The 18102-nt window shown below is 44.9% G+C and carries 16 protein-coding genes and 1 pseudogene; 12 read left to right on the top strand and 5 right to left on the bottom strand.

Going from position 1 to position 18102, the window contains the following annotated elements:
- Nucleotides 1-17: 17 nt before the first annotated feature.
- Nucleotides 18-755 carry a hypothetical protein gene (locus Q0C11_RS00960; protein WP_293004935.1) on the bottom strand — a complete coding sequence of 246 codons (738 nt, stop codon included), beginning with the start codon at nt 753-755 and terminating at the stop codon, nt 18-20.
- A 10-nt stretch (nt 756-765) separates the two neighbouring features.
- Complete coding sequence (locus Q0C11_RS00955) at nt 766-1191, bottom strand: hypothetical protein (RefSeq protein ID WP_293004933.1); 426 nt, start codon at nt 1189-1191, stop codon at nt 766-768.
- Nucleotides 1192-1371: 180 nt separating this feature from the next.
- Here Q0C11_RS00955 and Q0C11_RS00950 point away from each other — a divergent pair, with 180 nt between their 5' ends.
- Complete coding sequence (locus Q0C11_RS00950; protein WP_293004931.1) at nt 1372-2934, top strand: recombinase family protein; 1563 nt, start codon at nt 1372-1374, stop codon at nt 2932-2934.
- On the opposite strand, the pseudogene Q0C11_RS00945 reads toward Q0C11_RS00950, so the two are convergent.
- A pseudogene (locus Q0C11_RS00945) lies at nt 2910-3953 on the bottom strand (YifB family Mg chelatase-like AAA ATPase); the annotation flags it as partial. The gene Q0C11_RS00950 and the pseudogene Q0C11_RS00945 overlap by 25 nt on opposite strands.
- 69 nt (nt 3954-4022) lie before the next feature.
- Nucleotides 4023-4289 (bottom strand): accessory factor UbiK family protein, encoded by a 267-nt coding sequence (locus Q0C11_RS00940; RefSeq protein ID WP_293004929.1) that lies wholly within the window; start codon nt 4287-4289, stop codon nt 4023-4025.
- 218 nt (nt 4290-4507) lie between these two features.
- Between Q0C11_RS00940 and Q0C11_RS00935 the strand changes: the two genes are divergently transcribed.
- The 4 genes from Q0C11_RS00935 to Q0C11_RS00920 are packed head-to-tail and all read left to right on the top strand — an operon-like array spanning nt 4508 to nt 7934.
- Entirely contained in the window at nt 4508-5512 is a 1005-nt protein-coding gene (locus tag Q0C11_RS00935) for a phosphotransferase (RefSeq protein ID WP_293004927.1), read from the top strand.
- Nucleotides 5513-5531: 19 nt separating this feature from the next.
- The gene (gene murU, locus Q0C11_RS00930) at nt 5532-6233 is read left to right on the top strand and encodes an N-acetylmuramate alpha-1-phosphate uridylyltransferase MurU (RefSeq protein WP_293005034.1); all 702 of its coding nucleotides are present in this window, start codon (nt 5532-5534) and stop codon (nt 6231-6233) included.
- A 31-nt stretch (nt 6234-6264) separates the two neighbouring features.
- Nucleotides 6265-7572, top strand: a complete 1308-nt coding sequence (gene pepP, locus Q0C11_RS00925) for a Xaa-Pro aminopeptidase (protein ID WP_293004925.1) — start codon at nt 6265-6267, stop codon at nt 7570-7572.
- Nucleotides 7569-7934 carry a hypothetical protein gene (locus Q0C11_RS00920; RefSeq protein WP_293004924.1) on the top strand — a complete coding sequence of 122 codons (366 nt, stop codon included), beginning with the start codon at nt 7569-7571 and terminating at the stop codon, nt 7932-7934. The genes pepP and Q0C11_RS00920 overlap by 4 nt, the downstream gene beginning before the upstream one ends.
- Nucleotides 7935-8025: 91 nt before the next feature.
- On the opposite strand, the gene Q0C11_RS00915 is transcribed toward Q0C11_RS00920, so the two are convergent.
- The gene (locus tag Q0C11_RS00915) at nt 8026-10416 is read right to left on the bottom strand and encodes a penicillin acylase family protein (RefSeq protein ID WP_293004922.1); all 2391 of its coding nucleotides are present in this window, start codon (nt 10414-10416) and stop codon (nt 8026-8028) included.
- Nucleotides 10417-10632: 216 nt separating this feature from the next.
- Here Q0C11_RS00915 and flhB point away from each other — a divergent pair, with 216 nt between their 5' ends.
- From flhB to Q0C11_RS00880, 7 genes are all read left to right on the top strand, one after another.
- Nucleotides 10633-11775 (top strand): flagellar biosynthesis protein FlhB, encoded by a 1143-nt coding sequence (gene flhB, locus Q0C11_RS00910; protein ID WP_293004920.1) that lies wholly within the window; start codon nt 10633-10635, stop codon nt 11773-11775.
- Between the two features lie 53 nt (nt 11776-11828).
- On the top strand, nt 11829-13910 hold the full coding sequence (gene flhA, locus Q0C11_RS00905) for a flagellar biosynthesis protein FlhA (protein WP_293004919.1): 2082 nt from the start codon (nt 11829-11831) through the stop codon (nt 13908-13910).
- Entirely contained in the window at nt 13907-15208 is a 1302-nt protein-coding gene (gene flhF, locus Q0C11_RS00900; protein ID WP_293004918.1) for a flagellar biosynthesis protein FlhF, read from the top strand. Before flhA ends, flhF begins: the two co-directional genes overlap by 4 nt.
- Nucleotides 15201-16097 (top strand): AAA family ATPase, encoded by an 897-nt coding sequence (locus Q0C11_RS00895; RefSeq protein WP_293004917.1) that lies wholly within the window; start codon nt 15201-15203, stop codon nt 16095-16097. Before flhF ends, Q0C11_RS00895 begins: the two co-directional genes overlap by 8 nt.
- A gap of 5 nt (nt 16098-16102) precedes the next feature.
- On the top strand, nt 16103-16819 hold the full coding sequence (locus tag Q0C11_RS00890; RefSeq protein ID WP_293004916.1) for an RNA polymerase sigma factor FliA: 717 nt from the start codon (nt 16103-16105) through the stop codon (nt 16817-16819).
- 63 nt (nt 16820-16882) lie between these two features.
- Nucleotides 16883-17623, top strand: a complete 741-nt coding sequence (locus Q0C11_RS00885) for a flagellar motor protein (RefSeq protein ID WP_367273717.1) — start codon at nt 16883-16885, stop codon at nt 17621-17623.
- Between the two features lie 36 nt (nt 17624-17659).
- Nucleotides 17660-18102 (top strand): flagellar motor protein MotB (locus tag Q0C11_RS00880; RefSeq protein ID WP_293004913.1); only part of this gene is annotated, 443 nt, incomplete at its 3' end.

Raw genomic sequence — 18102 nt, 5'->3', positions numbered from 1 at the left:
TTTTTCAAAAATATTTATTAACATTTCCAGAGAATGACTCCATCAATAATATTCGATACAGTTTTGGGTTTAGAAGCATTCAATACAGAAAACAAGCTGGTATTGAGTAATTCAGTAGCTTCCGGTTGATCTGCATTGATAAATTGAAAATGAGTGTTGCATTCGCGATCTTTCCAGATTTGTGGATACGTTTGCACGGCATAGCCTTTGGAAATAAGGATTTCTGGTAGATAAGGTGGTTTGCGAGTCAGTTCCGGATTCCAGTTCACTTTCTTTAAGGTGTGCAGACTTCCCAAGAGCGCAAGTATTGACGTCTTCCCAATCTGCTTAGTCATCTCTTTAGCCATCCATTCATCACGATCAGTCTTCAGTTTAATATCAGCATCTACAGCAATTAACTGAAAGCAGTCATTATGCTTTTGTAGTTTTGCTAAGTTCTCTATCAATACCCGGAAATCTGGATGATCAATCGGTGGCGCGACTTCAATATCAGAAACTTTAGCTTTACCTTGAATCACTTGATCTATCGTGGATTGTTTGTTACTAGCAATTTCTAAAGCAACGATAAGACATTTATTTTTTTGTAGATAGTCGTTTATTATTGACTGGAATAACTGAAAAGATTCTGGCCGCTTATGGGTTTCGCCAATAATGGTGATGCTATGTGGCTTTATACTTTTAAGAATTGGGTTGTAGGTGCTTTCTGCGTGGATCGGTAAAGACAGCAACGAAGCAAGAAGAATAATGAATCGCATTATTAATATCTCAATGTTTTTCTTGTTTATCAGAAAGTTTTCTTAGTCTTGGCCAACGATCATGAATCCAATTGTATTCAATCGGAGCGTTTTCGGTAACCACATAAACTCGTTGTTCATTATTTCTTTCCGCTAGCAATGCTTGAATTGCCATGCTGGGAGCTAAATCTATCCAGTGAGATTGCTTGTCGTGGTCTTTTTCCATAAAACTATCTGCCGGAATTAAAACTGGTCTGGGATGCCAAGGTTTCCACTTCCCTAACTTAATGGAATCAAGCCTTGCCCAGCCACCGTTAGGAAAACGACTAGAATCGACAGTTGTATGGTTACCCCAAGTAATCCAGGTTACTCCACCATGTCGCAGCAATACAGTTAACCGAGCATCGGACTTGGGAAAGTAGATTTTCTGATCTTGATATTTAATGCCACCGCACATAGAGAAATAATTAATCAACAAAATCAATAAGCCGATAAAACTTCGTGTCTATCACTAAACCACTTTATAATAATTCTACTCTCCTAAAACGGAAACTATTGCTTTCTATTTAGCTATCAATATTCGTGATAATTAGGAAATAACAATTAGCTAATCTCTATTTGTATACGAGGTACACAAATGAGCATAAAAAACGAATCAAAGCGGGTTGGAATCTGGATTCGAGTTTCCACTGAAGATCAGGTGCGGGGTGAAAGTCCTGAGACCCACGAACGCCGTGCTCGTCTTTATGCTGAAGCAAAAGACTGGAACGTAGTCGAGGTGTATCGACTCGACGCTGTGTCGGGAAAAACGGTTAAAGAGACACCCGAAGCTAAGCGGATGATTAATGACATGCGGGAAGGTCATATCACTGGCCTTATCTTCTCAAAATTGGCCCGCCTCGCTAGAAATACCAAAGAACTTTTGGAGTTCTCTGAGACTTTCAGGGAATATGGTGCTGACCTGATTTCCTTGGCAGAATCTATTGATACATCTACGCCTGCTGGTCGCCTTTTTTACACTATGATTGCAGCCATGGCCCAATGGGAACGTGAAGAAATATCTGAGCGCGTTGCTGCTGCGGTGCCTATTCGCGCCAAAGCCGGTTTACCAACTGGTGGCCAAGCCCCTTATGGTTATCAATGGAAGGATAAGAAACTCTGCATTGATGACGCGGAAGCCAAAGTCCGCAAGCTCATGTTCGAGTTGTTTCGGGAGCATAAACGCAAGAAATTAGTGGCAAGACTTCTCAATGAACAAGGTTACCGCACCAGAAATGGTGGTAAATTCTCTGATACAACTATTGATAGACTACTCAGAGATACAATTGTTATTGGCACTCGCCGAGCCAACTATACATCCAGTGAAGATCGAAATGGTGCTTGGCAACTTAAACCAGAATCGGAATGGGTATATTCAAAAATAGAGCCAATTGTTTCTGAAGAACTCTGGCAGGAATGCAACTTTTTTCTGGATGAGCAGAGAAATAAACTTAAACGCTCCGCTAAACCCGCTACTTATTTGTTTTCCGGCCTAACTTATTGTAGTTGTGGCCCAAAGATGTATGTGCCCTCAAATAGCCCCAAATACACTTGCCAGCAATGTCGTAACAAAATGCCGATTGATGATCTTGAAGCCGTATTTCACGAACAGATCAAGAGTTTCCTGGTATCAGATCAGGAGATTGCAACTCACCTTGAGCAGGCCAATGAAACGGTGAAGCAAAAGGTTGAACTTCTAACTTTACAGAAAAAGGAATCAGAAAAACTTACCTTAGAAATTGATAAGCTTTATGACTTATATCAGTCGGGCATGATTGATAAACATGGCTTCGGGACAAAGTATAAACCCCTAGCTGAGCGTCGTGATCAGTTTGAAGAGCAGATCCCTAGACTCCAAGCCGAAATCGATATACTTAAAATCTCTCATCTTTCCCAAGAAGTAGCTATCGAAGAAGCTCGTGATCTTTATAGTCGCTGGCCGTCGCTTCCCTTTGAAGAAAAACGTCGTATTGTTGAAGCTATCGTAGAGAAAATTATTATTGGTGATGGAGAAATCGAAATAAACCTTTTCTATACTCCACCACCAACTCAACTTCCAGATTCAGGCTCAAAACAAGGAGGAATAATTTCTAATTATTCCTCCTTAAATCGTGGTAAAAAGGCAACAGAACCTCACGGATTCATTGCGGCAATCAGTTGAAATTGCGCCGGGAATTCTGCTTGACGTGCGGCACGTGAGATGGTGATTTTTCCAGATTCCAGGGGTTCGCGCAGCACTTCCAAAACTTTGCGGTCGAATTCGGCCAGCTCGTCCAGAAACAGCACGCCGTGCAAGGCCAGTGAAATTTCACCGGGGCGAGGGTGGCTGCCGCCGCCGACCAGAGCAACACCGGATGCCGTATGGTGCGGTGAGCGGAACGGCCGTTTTTTCCAATTCTCAATATTGAAGCTACCATAACTAAGTGATTGAATGGCTGCAGATTCGAGAGCCTCTACCTCTGTCATGGGCGGTAGAATACCGGGGAAGCGTGCCGCCAACATGGATTTTCCGGTACCGGGCGGGCCAATCATTAGCAGACTATGGCCACCTGCGGCGGCAATTTCTAGCGCACGTTTGGCTTGCGTTTGTCCTTTGACTTCATCAAGATCCGGGTAAGTGGAGTCTTCATTCCTGGCCTCGGTTACGCCTGAAAAAATGGGCAAGGTTTCTCGTTCGGTTAAATGCGCACAGATTTGTAGTAACGATTTGGCCGCGTAGATCGTGGCTTTTTTGACTAGCGCGGCTTCAGCGGCATTTTGTTCCGGCAGCACAAAACTGCGGCCAGATTGTAATGCGTTGTAGGTCATTGCCAGAGCGCCGTGAATCGGGCGCAATTCTCCGGTTAATGCCAGTTCACCAGCCCATTCATATTGGTCCAGTTTATCTTTGGGAATTTGCCCGGTTGCGGCGAGTATTCCTAATGCTATGGGTAAGTCAAACCGTCCGCTCTCTTTGGGTAAGTCCGCAGGAGCTAGATTGATGGTGATGCGTTGCGCAGGGATTTTGAATTGTGCATTTTGCAGCGCCGCTCTGACGCGGTCTTTACTTTCTTTAACTTCGGTATCGGGAAGGCCGACGATGGTGAAGCTGGGCAAGCCGTTGGCGATGTGCGTTTCCACTGTCACCAACGGTGCTTGAATACCGGAAAGCGCGCGGCTATACAGTATGGCGAGTGACATCTATTAAGCGCAGAATTAAGTTATGGATGCAGGTTAAGATTTACTCAAGCTATTACCACGGAGTATAAATTACTTATCGGACTCTGACTGCATTTCGTTTGTACCCAACTGAGCTTCTAGTGCGGTTACCTTGGCTTCAAGAATCATCAGTTTTTCACGGGTGCGCTGTAATACTTCCTGCTGTACATCAAATTCATCACGAGTAACTAATTCAAGCCGGGAAAATGCGCCCGATAATAAAACCCGGACATTTTTTTCGATATCTTTGGCTGGACTGTTTTGCATAATTTCGCTGACTTTGGCATTGATTTCGTCAATTACATTTTTATTAATCATGGTTGTTCTCCTTGTTGATTGATCTGCCAGCTGATCAACTGGCCACGTGTGTGACGTGATAAAATCTCACGCTGTGAGCTTACAAGTTCGAATTATCCACTGTTATTGAGAACGGTTCCAGTTTTACCCGCTAGGGAAAGTTTCTGAAGTTTTCTCAAGGGTTAAAATATAGGCTATTTTTGATCTTGATGAGAGCGATTAATTATCCGGATATATGAATGGAACGTATACAACAACTTGAGAATTGGCTAAAGGGGCAATTCCCCGAAAGATTATTTATGCTGGAACCAGCCTCTGCGGATGCAAGCTTCCGGCGCTATTTCCGGGTTTCTTTCGATGACCAGACACTGGTTGTGATGGATGCGCCGCCACAATATGAAGATTGTGCGCCGTTCTTGCACGTGGCGGAGATTTTGGCTGCAGCCGGGGTGCATGTGCCCAGAATTCTGGCACAAAATGTAGAGTTTGGTTTTTTGTTGTTATCCGATTTGGGTCATACCACTTTTTTGCATGCACTCAATCAGGCACCTGAATCAGCCAATCAACTTTATTGTGATGCGACGGAGGCGTTGGTGCAAATGCAGATGTCGCAACAAGTCGAAGGCTTGCCAAGTTATGATCAAGCGTTATTGCAGCGAGAACTTGATATGTTTCCGGATTGGTATATTGCGAAACATTTGCAAGTGAGTCTATCCAAAGAACAGCAAACGGTTTTACGCAATGTTTTTGATCATATAGTGCAAAACAATCTGGCACAGGCCAAAGTATTGGTGCATCGGGATTATCATTCACGCAATTTGATGGTATCCACGCCGAATCCGGGTATTCTTGATTTTCAGGATGCGGTACATGGGCCGATTACCTATGATCTGGTGTCTTTATTCAAAGATGCCTATATTCACTGGGACGAAGACCGCATTCTGGATTGGACCATTCGCTATTGGGAAAAAGCACGCCAAGCCGGGTTGCCGGTGGCTGCAGATTTTGCAGAGTTTTATCGCGACTTTGAGTGGATGGGTGTGCAACGCCACCTAAAAGTGTTAGGGATTTTTGCCCGTCTCAATTATCGCGATGGCAAAGCGACTTATCTAAACGATATGCCGCTGGTGATGCAATATTTGCGTACAGCGTGTGAGCGCTACCGGGAACTCCGTCCGCTGCTGAATTTATTGGATGAATTGCATCCTGCTAAATCAGACCAGAAGATTGGCTACACCTTCTAAAAATGTTGCCTACAAGGCAATGATTCTTGCGGCGGGGCGCGGTGAGCGCATGCGCCCGCTTACCGATGCTGTACCAAAACCATTGTTAAAGGCAGGAGGTGCGGCGTTAATTGAATACCAGTTAAGAAATCTGGCGCGTGCTGGTTTTGTTGATATTGTCATTAACCATGCGTACCTGGGTGCAATGATTGAAAATGCTTTGGGTACAGGTGAGTGCTATGGTGTTAATATTCAATATTCACCTGAACAAGTAGTTTTGGAAACTGCGGGAGGGATCGCTAATGCCTTGCCGCTATTGACGAGTCAATCCAGCAATCAGCCATTCTTGGTGGTCAACGCAGATATTTATTGTGAAATGGATTATGTATCGTTGTTACCGGTTATGAGAGCGATGCAGTCGGAGAAAGTACAGTTGGCGCATCTGGTGCTAGTGGATAATCCATCGCATCACGCCGCAGGAGATTTTGCGTTACAGCAGGATCAGATCTTACTGACAGGCAGCAATCGATTAACGTTTAGTGGCATCGGCATTTATCAACCGCAACTATTTAGCGCAATAAAACCAGGCATGGCGGTAAAACTAGCTCCGGTATTGCGGCAGGCAATAGCAATAGGCAAAGTGAGCGGTGAATATTTTTCCGGAAAGTGGATTGATGTAGGAACATCGGAGCGACTCGAAGCACTGGATAAGCAACTTAAATCGCAAACAGGGATCAAGTAATAACTGATTGTAATAACTTGAAATAGTAACTATGACCTATATTCAACCTTTTATCGCACGTCGCAAACTTCTGGCAGCTCAAATGCAAACGGGTGTGGCGATTATTCCAACGGCTCCGGAGCGGTTACGGAATGGTGATGCGCATTATCCATACCGGTTTGATAGCTATTTTTATTACTTGACTGGTTTTCGTGAACCAGAGGCGGTGCTTTTGATTGTTGCCGCAACTGATTGTGCACCGGCCGAGCATATTTTATTTTGCCGGGAGAAAGACGCTGAGCGTGAAATCTGGGATGGTTTTCGCTATGGGCCGGAGGCAGCCAAGGAGGTTTTCGGCTTTGATGAGACTTATCCATTAGCTAAATTGGAAGAATTGCTGCCCCAGTTACTCGCAGATCAACCCGCTGTTTACACCGCCTTGGGATTGGATCAGAACTGGGATCAGCGTGTTGTCGGTTGGTTAAATCGGGTGCGTGAACTGGCACGTACAGGCGTTGCGGCACCGAGTGAGATTCATGATTACCGTGCATTATTGGATGAAATGCGCCTGATTAAGGGTACCGACGAATTGCAAATTATGCAGCGGGCAGCGGATATTTCAGCGCAGGCACATCAGCGCGCGATGCAAACGACAATACCGGGAATGCGCGAAAACGAGATTGAAGCTGAATTGCTTTATACCTTCTATCGGCATGGTGCTCAGTCACCGGCTTATACTTCTATTGTTGCCGGAGGCGCTAACGCATGCGTATTACATTATGTGCAGAATAATGCCGAATTGAAATCAGGTGATTTATTATTGATTGACGCGGGTTGTGAGTTGGATGGCTATGCTTCTGATATTACGCGGACATTTCCTATCAATGGAAAATTTACTGCCGCACAAAGAGATGTGTATCAACTCGTGCTGGCTGCCCAGACAGCAGCAATATTGCAAGTGAAGCCGGGAAATAACTGGAATGATCCGCATCAAGCCGCACTGCTTGTGTTAGCGCAAGGTTTTATTGATTTGGGATTATGTCAGGGTAGCATGGAGGCTGTGCTGGAGTCGGGCGACTACAAACGTTTTTATATGCATAAGACCGGTCATTGGCTGGGTATGGATGTGCATGATGTTGGAGAATACAAACAGAAAGGTGAATGGCGTTTATTGCAGCCTGGCATGGTGCTGACAGTTGAGCCGGGTTGCTACATCCGTCCAGCGGATAATGTGCCGGAGCATTTCTGGAATATTGGCATTCGCATTGAGGATGACGTGGTGGTTACGCAAACAGACCATGAACTTTTAACTTTAGCGGCACCCAAAACAATTGCTGCAATAGAGGAGTTAATGCAATGAATGATGAAGAGAGAAAAATTGTAATGAGCAGGATTGCTGAATACCGTCAGGATGAGTCGGGAGAATTTCAGCGTGCACCGGTTTCGCCTTTAAATCGCTGGCTTACTTATGCGATGCTGATTCCCGTTGTTGTGGTTATGGTGTTCGCGGGTATTTTCTTTTTTGCCGCTTTCCTGGCATTAGTTGCCGTGGCGGTTGTGGTCGTTGGCATACGTTTCTGGTGGTTACGCCGGAAACATGAAAAGACCATGCAGCAATCCAATGATGTAAACCGTCAATCCGGTATGGATCAAACCGTAATCATCGAAGACGCACAAATTATTGAAGAAACGGAAGTACATCGGAGCGGACAGAAGAAGTAATCTGTTGCATAGCAGATAGTTTGTACTATGGCAGTGCAGTGCTTATCGATGAAGATAATTAACCAAGATAACCAGCTTTGCTGGAATCCATTTATTTAGACTGGACTGAAATAAGCTTCATTTGTCTTTCCGCTGCCCCCGGAAGAAAAGGTGTGCGATTTCCATTTACCCAGTCGGCGTGCCCACGACCGTAGTATGGCGAAAGCGGATGACCGCTTTGTCCTCCAGGCATATCAAAATAGCCATGTTCTTCCTGCCCTGGAGCAACCACGGAGCGTTGCGAGGCGCCAAAGTTGGGGGATTGCACACGCGGCATATTGTGATCACCCGGTAGCGGATCACTTGGCATATCAAGCCATTGTGCTACCCATGACGGAAGTTTTTGACTGAGGGGGTGCCGAATACGCGCTGCATTGACTTCACCCCAGTTTCGTTCAGCAATACCGCCATCTTGTTGCATCTGTTTGGCACTTTGTTGTGCGCAAAGGTATAGTAATTCTTCCCAATTTTTATACGGCGATGGCAGTAGGTGTTGGGGTCTCTGTTCGAGCAGTTGCCACACAATTACTTCCGCTTGACTTAGTCTAGGTAATTCAAAAGCTGCATCGTTTTGCCGCACTGGGGCGGCAAAACCGTTTAATACAGTCTTTGTCACTTCATGGCGATACGTGCGTACAATCCGGTAGGCAATAGAATCCGTGGAAGCCTGTCCATTCCAGTCAGTTAATGCATTTTTCATTGTTAAAACCCACGGTAGCTCACTGTCTGCCGATTCCAGAATATTGCTCAGTAGCTGATGCCAGCGTGTCAACAAGAGCGCGCGATTATCCAATTGAATGGCTTGCATATCCGCTACGGTAAATTGGTTACGCGCCAATAAACTGTCGCGAATTTGCGTGGCTCTTGCGCCTAAATCAAAGCCGCCATTACCCAAAAGATTCAGCAGGCTACCTGAAACAGGACGTGAATTTGCAGACCATAGTCGTAGTGTTGCAGGATTATTGATGAGCGGATAGCGCTCAGGCTCCAGCCATCCGCTCCATCCCGTACTTGCTGTAGTCCAGTCGGCAGGTACGTGCGGATCATACATACCTGATCGGATGGGGATGCGGCCTGCAAGAGTCCAACTGATATTGCCATGACGATCACCGACGATAAAGTTTTGTACCGGGATGCCAAGTAATGGTGCAATCCTTGCGGCGCGTTGCGCGGACCTGACCTGTTCCAGCTCGGTCAATTTAAGATTTATAGCTTCAGGTTGCAATGCTGTCCAGGCTAACGCTAATGGGGTTTTATCGTGGTCTTGCGCCAAAATAGGGCCCCACTCAGTTTCTGAAATTTGCAGGGTTTCATCTATTGAATTGCGGATGCGAATGGTTTCATGGTGAATCTTCATCGGTTGCCAGCCAGTTGAACTGAGGTAGCGTGTTGGATCGTCTGCATCAGTTTTTATCCTTACCCAATCGGAAAAATCTCCGTGGCTATTGGTGAAGCTCCAGGCGATATGCTGATTTGAGCCGATCACAACTGAAGGCACGCCGGGCAGGCTGATGCCGGTGATGTCGTGAAACTGATCTGCAGTTGCGGCATCAGGATAAATAAGGCGAGTTCTAAACCAAAGGTTAGGTGCTCGTAACGATAAATGCATGTCATTAGCGACGATGGCAGGGCCATCGGTTAGTCCTCCGGCAACCGCAAAACTGTTGCTGCCGGGCGATTGTTCTATGGCTAACGGGTTGCCATTGAATAATTTTTTGTCTAATGCTTGCAGATTGATATGCACCGCTGAAGGGAGTTCCGGTAAGGTGATGGGTTCATCAATCAACGGTGCATCCCAATTGCCTGCCGGAGTGTTCAAAAATCGATAAACCGGTTCTGATAGCGTTGCGCGCAGGCGGGATAGCGCCAATTCACGATAAATATTGGATTCATTCAAAGTAAAAAACATTGCAGCAATGACTAAGATGCTGTCTTCATTGCGCCACACGGTAGGCTGGGTTTGAGTCAATAAGTATGGAAAAGGGCGCGCCGTCAGTGCTGCAATGCCTTGATTGACACCGTCCCGATAAACATCGAGTAATTGCAGTTGAGTTTTAGGCAACTGTTGTAAAACGGCGGTGGCGCGCGTGCGCATGCGAAATGCACGTGCTTTGCGATCATGCGCGAGCGATGCAGTACCAAATAATTCGGACAATTCGCCCGCAGCCTGTCGGCGCATCAAATCCATTTCAAAGAAGCGTTCCTGTGCATGGACATAGCCCATCGCCAGCGCTAAATCCAATCGATTTTCGCCTTTAAAGGTCACGCTGCCAAGTGCATCTCGGTCGATGAATACGGGTGCAGATAACCCAGCAAGCGGTGCTTCGCCGTCATATTGCGGCAAACTTGCGCGCAGCAGTAAGAAGGCGATAAGGATCAATAAGACAGTGATAAGCAGCCCTGTTGCAAAAATGTATCCGACAAAACGTAAAGTAAACTGCATCGAGTGATCACAAAAATAAACGGGTAAATCATATAGTAATACGTTTCAGATTTGCCATAGCCATTAACTGAAAAATGATCTGATTCATGGGTGATAGGAACGATATATGACTGCTTTTAATGTTCCAGTAATAAAGGGGATGATTCCTTCTTTATTCCCAATATGGGATTCAGATAATTCCAATGATAATTCATTGATAGAAATTTGGAGCTTGTCATGTCTGAAGAAAGTGATCTAGAACGTACTGAAGAGGCCACACCCAGGCGCCTGGAGAAGGCACGGGAAGAAGGTCAGGTTGCGCGTTCTCAAGAACTTACCACATTTACCTTATTGATGGCTGCTGCTGTCGGGATATTGATGATGGGCGCAGCTCTGATGGAGAAGTTGGTGAAAATCATGCAATCTGGCATGCAAATGGAGCGGGAGTTGGCGTTTCAGCCTGAATTAATGATCGATCGTTTTTATCAGCTTGCTATTGAAGGTCTGATATCGATGGCACCCTTGTTGTTTTTGCTTCTGGTCGTGGCATTCTTTGCTCCGATGTTTTTGAGTGGCTGGATTATCAGTGCTAAGGCTGTTATTCCAGATTTTAAGCGCATTGACCCATTTAAAGGTTTGGCCCGCATTTTTTCAATGCGTAGCCTGATTGAGCTTGTTAAGGCCATTCTTAAAACCGTCATCATTGGTGGAGTCGCGGCATTAGTTATTTGGAATAACAAAGAGTCTGTGATAGCGCTGCTTACAGTATCCATTGATTTGGGAATTAGCCGTACCGGTGACTTTCTGGCAATGAGTTTTCTGCTGATCATTGGCGCAATGATCATGATAGTTGCGATCGATGTGCCATTTCAACTCTGGGAACACGCGAAACAATTACGCATGACTCAAGACGAAATTCGTAAAGAACACAAGGAAAGCGAAGGTGATCCGTACGTCAAGGCCCGTATTCGTAATCTGCAACGTGAAGCCGCACGCCGTCGCATGATGTCTGAAATTCCAAAGGCAGACGTCATTGTTACCAATCCGACACACTATGCTGTGGCATTGCGATATCAGAGTAATAGTATGCGTGCACCCAAAGTGGTCGCCAAAGGCGTGCATTTGCTGGCTGCACGAATTCGGGAGATTGCTACTGAGCATCGTATACCAATTCTTGAAGCACCGCCGCTTGCGCGAGCGTTGTATCACCACGCGGAACTAGAAAGCGAGATACCGGAAAAGCTGTATACCGCAGTGGCTGAGATATTGGCGTACGTTTTCCAGTTACGGCGATATAACGAGTATGGCGGCGCTGAGCCGAGACCGCCGGTTGATGTGCCTGTTCCGGCTGAGCTGGATCAGGTAAATCTTGCGGTTTAGCAGCGTGAGTGAATTTTAAGTTAAATTTTCTTTAAATTATTTATTTCGAAACCATGAATAACGCGGTTACATTGTCATCTTTAGCAGATATTAATAATTTCAGGACCTTGGCTGGGCCGGTCTTGATTATTATGATCCTGGCCATGATGGTGTTGCCATTGCCGCCTTTTGTATTGGATCTGCTGTTTACCTTCAATATTGCGGTAGCCATTATCGTGCTCATGGTGAGCCTGTATACCAGGAATCCACTCGATTTTGCAGTATTCCCGACTATTTTGTTGATTACAACTTTGTTGCGACTGTCGTTAAATATCGCCTCAACCCGGGTTGTCTTGCTTGAAGGACATACCGGACCCGATGCTGCAGGCAAAGTGATCGAGGCATTTGGACATTTTCTAGTGGGTGGGAATTATGCTGTCGGGTTGGTGGTGTTCATTATTCTGGTGGTAATCAATTTTGTCGTGATTACTAAAGGAGCGGGGCGTATCGCAGAAGTTACCGCACGCTTCACACTTGATGCTATGCCTGGCAAGCAGATGGCCATTGACGCTGATTTGAATGCTGGATTGATCGGCGAGGACGAAGCGCGTAAACGTAGACTGGTCATTTCGCAAGAAGCCGATTTCTATGGGTCCATGGATGGTGCCAGTAAATTTGTGCGCGGCGATGCAATTGCCGGCATATTGATTATGCTGATTACCATTGTCGGTGGATTGATTGTGGGTGTTATGCAGCACGATATGGAATTAGCATCGGCAGCGAAGAATTATACTTTGTTAACCATCGGCGATGGTTTGGTCGGACAAATCCCATCGCTCATTATTTCTACCGCTGCAGGCATGGTGGTAAGTCGAGTAACGACTGATCAAGATCTGGGCGAGCAAGTTTTAAGTCAGTTATTTAATCAACCGCAAGTATTGGTAATTACTGCCGCAATTTTAGCTGTGATGGGGCTCATCCCGGGCATGCCAAATTTTGTATTTCTTTTTATCGCTTCTGCCTTAGGTGCGATAGCTTATTGGAAGAAAAAAAGCCCAGTTACGCAGCTTGTTGAGTCTGTTGCTCCAGAAATACCGACAATCGAAAAGACAGATGCCAGTTGGAATGATGTAACTCCAATTGATACATTGGGATTAGAAGTTGGTTACCGGTTGATTCCTTTGGTTGATAAAGCACAACAAGGTGATCTACTAAAAAGAATTAATGGCATACGCAGGAAATTTGCTCAGGAAATCGGTTTTCTACCACCTGTAATTCATATTAGGGATAACCTGGAGTTACGACCTAACGCTTATCGTATTACGTTGAAAGGTTCTGTCATCGGTCAGGGAGAATCTTACTTGGGTATGTATCTAGCGATAAACCCAGGACAAGTCACGATGCAGTTACCCGGCACAGCAACCAGTGATCCGGCATTCGGATTGCCAGCAGTATGGATTGAAGCAACCTTACGCGAACAGGCGCAACTGCATGGCTATACCGTGGTTGATGCCAGCACGGTGGTAACGACGCATATCAACCACTTGATCCATTCGCACGCTGCTGAATTATTGGGCAGGCAGGAATTGCAGAAACTGCTTGATCATCTTAATACACAATTTCCCAAACTTATTGAAGATCTGGTTCCAAAATTATTGCCGCTGTCAACAGTGCAGAAAGTTTTGCATAACTTGCTACAAGAGAGTGTGCATATTCGCGACATGCGCACCATTATCGATGTGTTGACTGAGCATGCAGTGCAAACACAGGATGCTATCGAGCTGACAGCAATCATCAGAACAGCCTTGGGGCGCGCTATCCTAGATCAATATTATCCTGCAGGTTCAGAAGTGCAAGTAATGAGCTTACATCACGAATTGGAAAATATTCTTAGCCAAGTGATGCAAACCGGCGGTGGACAAAGCGCTGGGATTGAACCCGGGCTTGCCGATACCTTGTTAAAAGAAGCTCACAGTGCTGCCCAGCAGCAGGAGAAGCTCGGATTGCCAATTGTATTACTTGTTCCGGGCACCATTCGCTTTTTGTTGGCTAGATTTTTGCGTCGCGCACTGCCTCAATTAAGAGTATTAGCCCATTCTGAGATTCCCGATTCAAGAAGAATTAAGATCACTTCCGTTATTGGAGGTAACAAATGAAAGTAAAGCGTTATATTGCATCCACATCCAGAGAAGCGATGCGCCAGGTTAAAGAAGAGCTTGGTGACAATGCCGTCATTCTCTCGAACAGAAAAACCAGAGATGGCGTGGAAATCATGGCACTGGCTGACTCTGAAATGTCTAATTTAGTACCTTCGCAACCATTACCTGCATCACACTCAGTGAGTGCGGCTTACTATGAGCAAAATAAAAAGCTAACTAAAGAATTAGGGTCTGTTGAGTCATATGCAGAGCTACTTTCCTTAACGAATGACCAGGAAGGCGTTAGAAAAACCACAAATAATGCGATGACTGCTTCGTTTGCTCGCGACATTATTGCTGAAATTCAGGCCATGAAAAGCGCATTGGAGGATCAGTTGAATACTGTTGCATGGGGAAATTTTACGCAACGTAGTCCGGAAAAACTAAAACTGCTTCGTACTTTGCTGGATTCAGGTTTTAGCCCGCTATTATCGCGCCGGTTAGTAGAGAAACTGACCGCTGAGCTTGATTACGAGTCAAGCTTGAAGCAGGCAGTGTCTGCATTAGTCTCTAACCTGCATACTGTTGTCAACGACGAAATAATAGAAAAGGGCGGTATTTATGCGTTGATTGGTCCCACAGGTGTTGGTAAAACTACTACCACAGCAAAATTGGCGGCGCGTTGTGTAATTCGGCATGGCGCGGATAGAGTGGCACTACTCACCACTGACAGCTACCGTATCGGTGGTCATGAGCAGTTGAGGATATATGGCCGATTACTCGGTATTCCTGTGCGCACGATTAAAGATACTGAAGATTTGCAGCTGACACTATCAGAGCTTAGAAATAAGCATATGGTGTTGATTGATACTGTAGGGATGAGTCAGCGTGATCAAATGCTTGCCGAGCAGATTACGATGTTAAGTAATTGTGGAGCCGATGTTAAACGATTGTTGATATTAAGTGCAGCATCCAATGGGAAAACACTGGATGAAGTGGTTTCCGCTTATCAGAAAAGTGGTATTTACGGCTGTATTATCACTAAAGTCGATGAGGCTGCGAGCTTGGGTGTGGCGCTGGATATTGTTATTCGCAGAAAATTGGTGCTGCATTATGTCGCAAATGGACAGAAAGTTCCGGAAGATATTCACGCAGCAAATCCGCGTTATTTATTGCATCGTGTTTTTAAACCCATTCCTGGTGATTCTGCTTTTACTCTACAAGATGCCGAATTTGCTTTGGTAATGGCGACTAAGAAGAGCGCTGAAATGGCGCAATTTGGAGAAAAATCATCGGCAGGGTTCTTCCATGACTAGATTAATGTTACACGATCAGGCAATGGGCCTGCGCAGACTAACATCATTCACGGCATCTGATTCAGCGCGTGTCTTTACTATTGCGGGAGGGAAGTCTCGGGTTGGAAAAACCAGTCTTGTTGTGAATCTGGCAGTTGCCTTGGCTCAGAAAGGTCAGCGTGTATTGCTGATTGATGAAAATCCTTGCCATAACAACATTTGTACCAGTCTTGGATTGCAGGCACGTTTTGACCTACTGCATGTAATTTATAAGGATAAAAAGCTGGATCAGGTGCTTTTGCAGGGCCCTCGAAATATTGCCATATTATCCGCCATGAGAGGTATTCATGCGCTGAACAAATTGAGTCCGCTCGAGCAAGATTGGCTTGTCAGAAGTTTTTCAGAGTTAACTAAATCTGTAGATATTGTTCTGATAGATACCGCAATGGCGGGGACAACCCACGTGTTGCCGCTCAGTTTGGCTTCGGAACAGGTGATGATGGTGATTTCGGGTTCAGCCGCATCTCTTACAGGTGCGTATGTTCTGATTAAAATCATGAGCCAGGAGTATACGAGGAAGCATTTTCTCATAGTGGTGAATAAAGTGGGGTCGGAAGCTGAATCGTTAGCAATTTATCAAAATTTTTACAAAGTGGCTCGTCAATATCTATCGGTAACGCTTGAATATGCTGGTTATATTCCGAACGACGAGAAATTACGCAGTTCAACGCAATTGCGCAAGCCTGTACTCGAAGCATACCCGTCTTCACAGGCTGCAATGTGCTTTGGGCAGGTGGCGCAAAATATTTTACGCTCCTCTTGTCCAGATAAGTATCACGGGGGAATTGATAATTTTATACAACGATTGATTCAGACAAGTCATCTAAGTATGGCCAATTTTATGGTGTAAATGATATGTATACTGCGACTGGAACTAAAGCAATTGATAAAGATCAGTTTATAACTGAATTTACGCCACTGGTGAAACGTATTGCATACCACATGATGACCCGATTGCCCGCTAGCGTTCAGGTTGATGATCTGATTCAAGCCGGCATGATGGGTTTGCTGGATGCCATCAATCGTTACGAGGGTTCATACGGACGGCAATTTGAGAGTTATGCGGCACAGCGCATACGAGGTTCAATCTTGGATGAATTGCGCGAGGCGGATTGGTTGCCGCGTAGTATACGAAAGAAAATGCGTCGTATTGAAGCAGCTGTGAATTTATTAGAGCAGCGCAATGGTTGTGCGCCCAATGAACTGGATTTAGCTAAAGAATTAGATATGTCATTGGATGAATATCATGAAACTCTGCAGAGTGCTCGAGGCGCGCAATTAATTTATTACGAAGATTTTCAGCAAGATGATGAAGAGCCTTTCTTGGATCGTTTATTTATTGATTCTGAGGGAGATCCCTTAAATGCGCTGCTGGATGAGAATTTTCGCAACCAGTTGATTGCAGCGATTGATAATTTACCACCTCGGGAAAAACAGATGATGGGAATGCACTACGAACAGGAGATGAATTTAAGAGAGATTGGCGAAGTACTTGGAGTCAGCGAATCCAGAGTTTGCCAATTGCATACTCAAGCCGTTGCAAGGCTTCGTGCCCGTTTGAGAAATCTTTGAGGTGCAAGAAATGCTGATTATCCAGTGATCTAATTGAATGTTGGGATGAATAAGAAATCAAAGATGGATGTGAATAGTGTTACCGGTATTGTGTTGGCTTTTGTTGCAATTATCGGTGGACAATTTCTTGAGGGGGGACACGTCGGTTCTTTATTGCAGACGGCGGCTTTTTTGATCGTTATGGGAGGGACTGTTGGTGCTGTATTGTTACAAAGCCCGGTCAAAGTTTTTGTCAATGGAGTCAAAATGGCTAGGTGGGTATTTTATCCACCTGAAAGTTCCCCGCAGAACTTAATTAAGCAAGTTGTTAATTGGTCTAACATTTCACGCAAAGAAGGGTTGTTGGCACTCGAATCGTATATACCTACGGCGATAGACCCATTCTCAAAAAAAGGTTTGCAATTGCTTGCTGATGGTAGTACTCCGGAAAAATTACGTGAAGTCCTAGAAATTGATATCTTAGCTTTGGAGACACATCAACGGCAATCTGCACGGATTTGGGAAGCAGCTGGTGGGTATGCTCCCACCATTGGTATTTTGGGTGCCGTGTTGGGTTTGATTCATGTGATGGAGAATTTATCGGATCCTAGCCTGTTGGGTAACGGTATTGCAGTGGCTTTTGTGGCAACCATTTACGGTGTTGGTTTGGCTAATCTTATTTTCTTGCCAATTTCAAATAAGCTAAAAAATATTATTAATGAGCATGTTGTCATGCAGGAAATGATGGTGGATGGCTTTGTGGCAATCGCGAATGGTGAAAATCCTCGGCTGATAGAAAGCCGATTGAAGGGATATTATATTTAGTCTCATTAAGTATTAATTTAACTATTAAGTTGCTGAATGATAAAGAGAAGAAAGAAAATAGATGATGAGCCGTATGAAAATCAGGAGCGTTGGCTTGTTTCGTACTCAGATTTTATAACATTACTATTTGCTTTTTTCGTAGTGATGTATGCTGTTTCATCGGTAAATGAAGGTAAGTATCGTGTGTTGAGCTCTTCATTAGTTAGCGCGTTTAAAAGTAATAACTCAACTACTTCTGAATCTCTACAATTACCCGAATCTCAACCGGTAGTTGAATTTTCACCTCTTCAACATGAGCCCTCAAATCAAGGTGGCCTGATCAGGCTGACAGATAATTTCAACGCTCAGAAAGTAAAAAAACAAGAGAAGATGAAAGGCATGGCTAAGAATATCCTCCATGCTCTGGAGCCATTAGTTAAGGATGGTCAAGTAAGAGTAACTCAAAATTCTTTAGGGATTACAGTTGAAATTAATGCCAG

This window comes from Nitrosomonas sp. (genome assembly GCF_022842015.1).
GTDB lineage: Bacteria > Pseudomonadota > Gammaproteobacteria > Burkholderiales > Nitrosomonadaceae > Nitrosomonas.
Note: the sequence above shows the minus strand (reverse complement) of the source record. Positions and strands in the feature narration are given on the sequence as shown.

Bases quoted from the DNA above. Each gene is read 5' to 3' on its own strand.
- Q0C11_RS00960 (WP_293004935.1), bottom strand. From the start codon at position 755: ATGCGATTCATTATTCTTCTTGCTTCGTTGCTGTCTTTACCGATCCAC.
- Q0C11_RS00955 (WP_293004933.1), bottom strand. From the start codon at position 1,191: ATGTGCGGTGGCATTAAATATCAAGATCAGAAAATCTACTTTCCCAAG.
- Q0C11_RS00950 (WP_293004931.1), top strand. From the start codon at position 1,372: ATGAGCATAAAAAACGAATCAAAGCGGGTTGGAATCTGGATTCGAGTT.
- Q0C11_RS00940 (WP_293004929.1), bottom strand. From the start codon at position 4,289: ATGATTAATAAAAATGTAATTGACGAAATCAATGCCAAAGTCAGCGAA.
- Q0C11_RS00935 (WP_293004927.1), top strand. From the start codon at position 4,508: ATGGAACGTATACAACAACTTGAGAATTGGCTAAAGGGGCAATTCCCC.
- murU (WP_293005034.1), top strand. From the start codon at position 5,532: ATGATTCTTGCGGCGGGGCGCGGTGAGCGCATGCGCCCGCTTACCGAT.
- pepP (WP_293004925.1), top strand. From the start codon at position 6,265: ATGACCTATATTCAACCTTTTATCGCACGTCGCAAACTTCTGGCAGCT.
- Q0C11_RS00920 (WP_293004924.1), top strand. From the start codon at position 7,569: ATGAATGATGAAGAGAGAAAAATTGTAATGAGCAGGATTGCTGAATAC.
- Q0C11_RS00915 (WP_293004922.1), bottom strand. From the start codon at position 10,416: ATGCAGTTTACTTTACGTTTTGTCGGATACATTTTTGCAACAGGGCTG.
- flhB (WP_293004920.1), top strand. From the start codon at position 10,633: ATGTCTGAAGAAAGTGATCTAGAACGTACTGAAGAGGCCACACCCAGG.
- flhA (WP_293004919.1), top strand. From the start codon at position 11,829: ATGAATAACGCGGTTACATTGTCATCTTTAGCAGATATTAATAATTTC.
- flhF (WP_293004918.1), top strand. From the start codon at position 13,907: ATGAAAGTAAAGCGTTATATTGCATCCACATCCAGAGAAGCGATGCGC.
- Q0C11_RS00895 (WP_293004917.1), top strand. From the start codon at position 15,201: ATGACTAGATTAATGTTACACGATCAGGCAATGGGCCTGCGCAGACTA.
- Q0C11_RS00890 (WP_293004916.1), top strand. From the start codon at position 16,103: ATGTATACTGCGACTGGAACTAAAGCAATTGATAAAGATCAGTTTATA.
- Q0C11_RS00885 (WP_367273717.1), top strand. From the start codon at position 16,883: ATGGATGTGAATAGTGTTACCGGTATTGTGTTGGCTTTTGTTGCAATT.